This is a genomic window from Mesorhizobium sp. M7A.F.Ca.CA.004.04.2.1, from assembly GCF_004022825.1.
GTDB lineage: Bacteria > Pseudomonadota > Alphaproteobacteria > Rhizobiales > Rhizobiaceae > Mesorhizobium.
The window spans coordinates 1-5,130 of sequence record NZ_RZPH01000394.1; the positions used below are offsets into that span (position 1 = coordinate 1).

5 protein-coding genes are annotated in these 5,130 nt (G+C 62.3%); 1 reads left to right on the forward strand and 4 read right to left on the reverse strand.

The window, feature by feature from the left end:
* Positions 1-219 precede the first annotated feature (219 nt).
* Positions 220-1,260, reverse strand: coding sequence for a D-xylose ABC transporter substrate-binding protein (gene xylF, locus EN893_RS18195; RefSeq protein WP_013529274.1), 1,041 nt, complete (start codon positions 1,258-1,260; stop codon positions 220-222).
* A gap of 270 nt (positions 1,261-1,530) precedes the next feature.
* Here xylF and EN893_RS18200 point away from each other — a divergent pair, with 270 nt between their 5' ends.
* A complete protein-coding gene (locus tag EN893_RS18200) occupies positions 1,531-2,778 on the forward strand; it encodes an ROK family protein (protein ID WP_127267719.1) in 1,248 nt (415 codons plus the stop codon).
* A 16-nt stretch (positions 2,779-2,794) separates the two neighbouring features.
* Here EN893_RS18200 and phoB read toward each other — a convergent pair whose 3' ends face one another.
* The 3 genes from phoB to pstB are packed head-to-tail and all read right to left on the reverse strand — an operon-like array spanning position 2,795 to position 5,059.
* Positions 2,795-3,484, reverse strand: a complete 690-nt coding sequence (phoB, locus tag EN893_RS18205; protein WP_010911896.1) for a phosphate regulon transcriptional regulator PhoB — start codon at positions 3,482-3,484, stop codon at positions 2,795-2,797.
* A gap of 16 nt (positions 3,485-3,500) precedes the next feature.
* Entirely contained in the window at positions 3,501-4,208 is a 708-nt protein-coding gene (phoU, locus tag EN893_RS18210; protein WP_127267720.1) for a phosphate signaling complex protein PhoU, read from the reverse strand.
* 26 nt (positions 4,209-4,234) lie between these two features.
* Entirely contained in the window at positions 4,235-5,059 is an 825-nt protein-coding gene (pstB, locus tag EN893_RS18215) for a phosphate ABC transporter ATP-binding protein PstB (RefSeq protein WP_127267721.1), read from the reverse strand.
* Positions 5,060-5,130 lie beyond the last annotated feature (71 nt).

Here is a 5,130-nt window from a genome sequence, read left to right on the forward strand (position 1 = left end):
TTCAGGAACCGGGCGACGGCGCCGAGTTCCGACGCGCGCGCCGTATCGGTCTGCGGGTTTGACGTCGTATCGGTCATGGTTTCCTCCCACCGGCTGGCCGTCTGACGCGCATGCCGGAGCCCAGCCTAGAAGCTATCCGCATGATGCGGAAACAGAATTCTTTGAGAAAACGCCGCGGCTTTTGGGCCGCGGCGTTCAGATATTGCAAAGTGGTACGGATCAGTTGCAGGCCGCCACGGTGCCGGCGGCGACACCCGCGCAGACTTCGTCCTTCTTGATCCAGCCGGCGTCGATGACGACGTTGAGATTGTCCTTGGTGATGGCAACCGGGGTCAGGAACAGCGACTTGACGGTGTTGCCGCCCGGCGTCGTGAAGTCCTTGGCGCCGGCGATGTCGCTCGTCTTCTTGCCGTCGGCCAGTTGCGAGGCGATCTCGGCGGCATTCTTGCCGAGCTCCCGCGCGTCCTTCCACACCGACACGGTTTGCGTGCCGAGGGCGATGCGGTTCAGCGCGGCGTGGTCGCCGTCCTGACCCGAGACCGGCACGGTGCCGGCCAAGCCTTGAGCCGTCAGCGCCGCGACGACGCCACCGGCAGTGCCGTCATTGGCCGCGACCACCGCGTCGACCTTGTTGTCGTTGGCGGTCAGGAACTGCTCCATGTTCTTCTGGGCGTTGGCGGGCAGCCAGCCATCCGTGTAGGCTTCGCCGACATTCTTGATCTTGCCGCTGTCGATGGCTTCCTTGAGCACTTCCATCGAGCCCGAGAACAGGAAGTCGGCATTGGGATCGGCACCGGAGCCCTTGATGAAGACGTAGTTGCCTTCCGGCTTGACCTTGAACACTTCGCGGGCCTGCATGCGGCCGACTTCCTTGTTGTCGAAGGTCAGATAGAAGACGTCCTTGTTCTCGATCAGCCGGTCATAGCCGACGACCGGAATGCCTTCGTCCAGCGCCTTCTGCACGGCCGGGCCGATGGCCGAAGCGTCCTGCGCCAGGATGATCAGGGAATTAGCGCCCTGCGAGATCAGGCTTTCGACATCGGTAAGCTGCTTGCCGGGATTGGACTGCGCATCGGCGGAGATGTACTTGTCGCCGGCGGCCTCGATCGCCGTCTTCATGGCGGCCTCGTCGGTCTTCCAGCGTTCTTCCTGGAAGTTGGACCACGAAACGCCGACAACCTTGTCCTTCGCCTGCGCGACAGACGCGAGCGTCAGCGACATGGCGGCACCCGCCAGGATGGCGGCCGTGAATCTTTTCATATTATCCTCCCTGCGCCGCGTATGGCGCGACCAAACTGACCCGAGGGCCGGCACAGAGGCTCTATTTTTTCGAGCCTCGAAAAAATACTGGGCCAACGCCCGAACGCTGTCAACATCGATTCTGATGGATTTTGATGTCATTTCGAGTTTTTTTCGAGTCTCGGAATAAATAAATGACACGGCATGCAGCTTCTGCCAGTATTTACCGGCGTCACCGACAGCGTTCCAGGGGCAGGAGGAACCGCGGCGACCGGGAGGATATGAAAGAACATGTCGGTCGGAATCCGCCACGACGATCTGCGCCGCCGCAACCGCGCCATGGTGATCGCGGCAGTGCGCCGCGCCGGACAGCCGTCACGAACCGAGATCGCCGCGACCACAAGCCTCAGCCATTCGACCATCTCGGCGATTTCATCCGACCTGATCGTCGAAGGCATCCTGACCGAAAGCAAGCCGAGCGAGGCCGGCTCGCTCAAACGCGGCCGGCCGCAGGTCGGCCTCAGTCTCAATCCGGAAGCGGCCGCGGTAATGACCGTGGTGCTGTCGCTGAACTTCCTCTCCGTCGCCGTCATCGACTATGCCGGCCAGGTGATATCCGAGGAACAGCGCCGGCTGGACACGCTGACGATGTCGCGCGAGTCGCTGATCGGGGAATGCACGGCCATCGTGCGGCGCCGCCTGGCAGATCCCGACCTGGACGTGCGCAGCATCGCCCGCATCGCGCTGGCCATCCAGGGCATCACCGACACCCGTGCCCGCGCCATGCTGTGGTCGCCGATCACGCCGCACACCGACATCGCCTTCGCTGACATATTCGAAGACGAGTTCGGCATCCCTGCCATAATGGAGAACGACTGCAACATGATGGCGGTGGCGCTGCGCTGGCGCGACCCCGATCGTTACCGCGACGATTTCATCGCTATCCTTTTGTCGCACGGCATCGGCATGGGACTGGTGCTGAAGGGCGAATTGTTCACCGGCACCCATTCTTCGGGCGGCGAATTCGGCCACATGATCCATCGGCCGAACGGCGCGCTATGTCGCTGCGGACGGCGCGGCTGCGTCGAAGCCTATGCGGGCAATTACGCCATCTGGCGCAACGCCAGGCAGATGGGCGAGGATGCAGAACCCGTCGCCGATGTCAGCGACGCCGACATGCGCGCCCTGGCTGCCGCGGCCCGCGAAGGTGACGGACCCGAACGGGAAGCCTATCGCAAGGCCGGCGAAGCGCTCGGCTACGGCCTCGGCAGCCTGTTCGCGCTGATCGATCCGGCGCCGGTCGCCATGGTCGGTGTCAGCGCCGCCGCCTTCGACCTGATCGAGCCGGCATTGCGGCAAGCGATTGCCCAGACCGCCGGCGGCCAGCATTCCAAATCGATTTCCTTCGACACCGAGCCGAACGAACTGCCGCTGATCCGCGAAGGCTGCGCCATGCGGGCGCTGATCTTCGTCGATCAGGAGATTTTTGCGCCGGGCGTGCAGGCGAGATCCGGTTTCGGCGGCAAGAACGTGGCGTGAGTTCAAACGAGGGAGTTCAGTCCTCTCGGATGGCGTATCCGGCCCCACGGATCGTGCGGATGACATCAGGCATACGGCCATTGTTGACCGCCTTGCGCAGCCGGCCGACATGCACGTCGACCGTGCGCTCGTCGATGTAGATCGTCTCGCCCCAGACATTGTCGAGCAGCTGGCTGCGCGAGAACACGCGGCCTGGATGGCGCATCATGAATTCGAGCAGGCGGAATTCCGTCGGCCCAAGCCGGATCTCGCTCTTCTTGCGATAGACACGGTGCGACTCGCGATCGAGCACGATATCGCCGACCTTTAGCACGCTGGACAGCACTTCCGGCTTGGCCCGGCGCAGCAGCGCCTTGACCCTGGCCATGAACTCCGGCGTCGAGAAGGGCTTGACCAGATAGTCGTCGGCGCCGGTCGACAGGCCGCGCACGCGGTCGCTTTCCTCGCCTCGCGCGGTCAGCATGATGATCGGCAGCCGCTCGGTCTCGGGACGCATTCGCAGGCGCCGGCAGAGTTCGATGCCCGAAACCGCAGGCACCATCCAGTCGAGCACCAGAAGATCGGGAACGTTCTCCTGCAGCCGGATTTCGGCCTCATCGCCGCGCGTCACCACCTCGACCTGGTAACCTTCGGATTCAAGATTGTAGCGGAGCAGCACGCCTAGCGGCTCCTCATCCTCCACCACCATGATGCGTGGTGCGATCATCGGCTGGTCACCCTTGTTATGCCGCTGGCGCGGACATTGCCGTCTCGTCCTGCTTCGGACGATTGGCTGGCAGCTGCGTGCCGGTCAAAACATAGTAGGCATTTTCGGCGATGTTGGTCACGTGGTCGCCGATCCGCTCGAGGTTCTTGGCGCAAAACAACAGGTGCGTGCACGCCGTGATGTTGCGGGGATCTTCCATCATGTAGGTCAGCAGCTCGCGGAACACCGAGGTGTATTTGACGTCGATGCGTTCATCATTGTTTCTGAGCGTGGCAAGCGCTGCCGCGTCAGCGGCGGCATACTCGTCGACGACCCCCTGCACCTGGATCAGCACCAGCTGCGCCATCGCGTCGATCGAATGCGAAAGATCGTGCGGCGTGACGCTCAGCCCGACAGTGCCGACGCGCTTGGCGATGTTCTTGGCAAGGTCGCCGATGCGCTCGAGGTCGCCGGCCATGCGGATCGAACCGACCACCGCACGCAGATCGTTGGCCATTGGCTGGCGCTTGGCGATCAGCGTGATGGCGCGATCGTCCAGCTCGCGCTGGCGGGCATCCATGATCGCATCGTCGGAAACCACGCGCTGCGCCAGCGCATTGTCCGAATTGAGCAAAGCCTTGGTCGAGCCACTGACCATCGAGCGGGCGAGATCGCCCATGTCGCGGATCAGCTGGCTGATCTGCTCCAGATCCTCATCGAAAGATGCAACGGTATGTTCACCCATGATCTTCGTCCCTCATATGCCTGAGCTCAGCCGAACCGGCCGGTGATGTAGTCCTGGGTGCGTTTGTCGTCGGGGGTGGTGAACATCTTGTCGGTGGCGCCCTCCTCGACCAGATAGCCTAGATGGAACATCGCGGTGCGCTGCGACACGCGCGCTGCCTGCTGCATCGAATGGGTGACGATGACGATCGTATAGTTCTGGCGCAGTTCGTCGATCAGTTCCTCGACGCGAGCAGTGGCGATCGGGTCGAGCGCCGAACACGGTTCGTCCATCAGGATCACCTCGGGTGACACGGCGATGGCGCGTGCAATGCACAGACGCTGTTGCTGGCCACCGGAAAGACCCGTGCCAGGTTCCTGCAAACGGTCCTTCACCTCGTTCCAGATCGCCGCCTTCTTCAAGCTCGACTCGACGATCTGATCCATGTCGGCCTTGCGCTTGGCCAATCCGTGGATGCGCGGGCCATAGGCGACGTTCTCGTAGATCGACTTGGGGAACGGATTGGGTTTCTGAAACACCATGCCGACGCGCGCCCTGAGTTCGACGACATCGATGTTCTTGTCGTAGATGTCTTCTTCGTCGAGCGTTATCTTGCCGGTTACCCGCGCGGAATCGATGGTGTCGTTCATGCGGTTGAGGCAACGCAGGAAGGTCGACTTGCCGCAGCCGGAGGGGCCGATCAGCGCCGTCACCTGATTCAGGCGGACGTCGAGATTGACATCGAACAGCGCCTGCTTCTCGCCATAGAACACGCCGACCTTGTCGCCACGCATTTTGATCACTTCGTTCGACTTGGCGTTCATCTTATCGCCCACTGCATTTTCAAGGGACTGTTCGGTCATGATGTTCATACCAAAATGCCTTTTTTCTACCAGCGCCGCTCGAACCGACGCCGAAGCACGATCGCGGTGATGTTCATGGC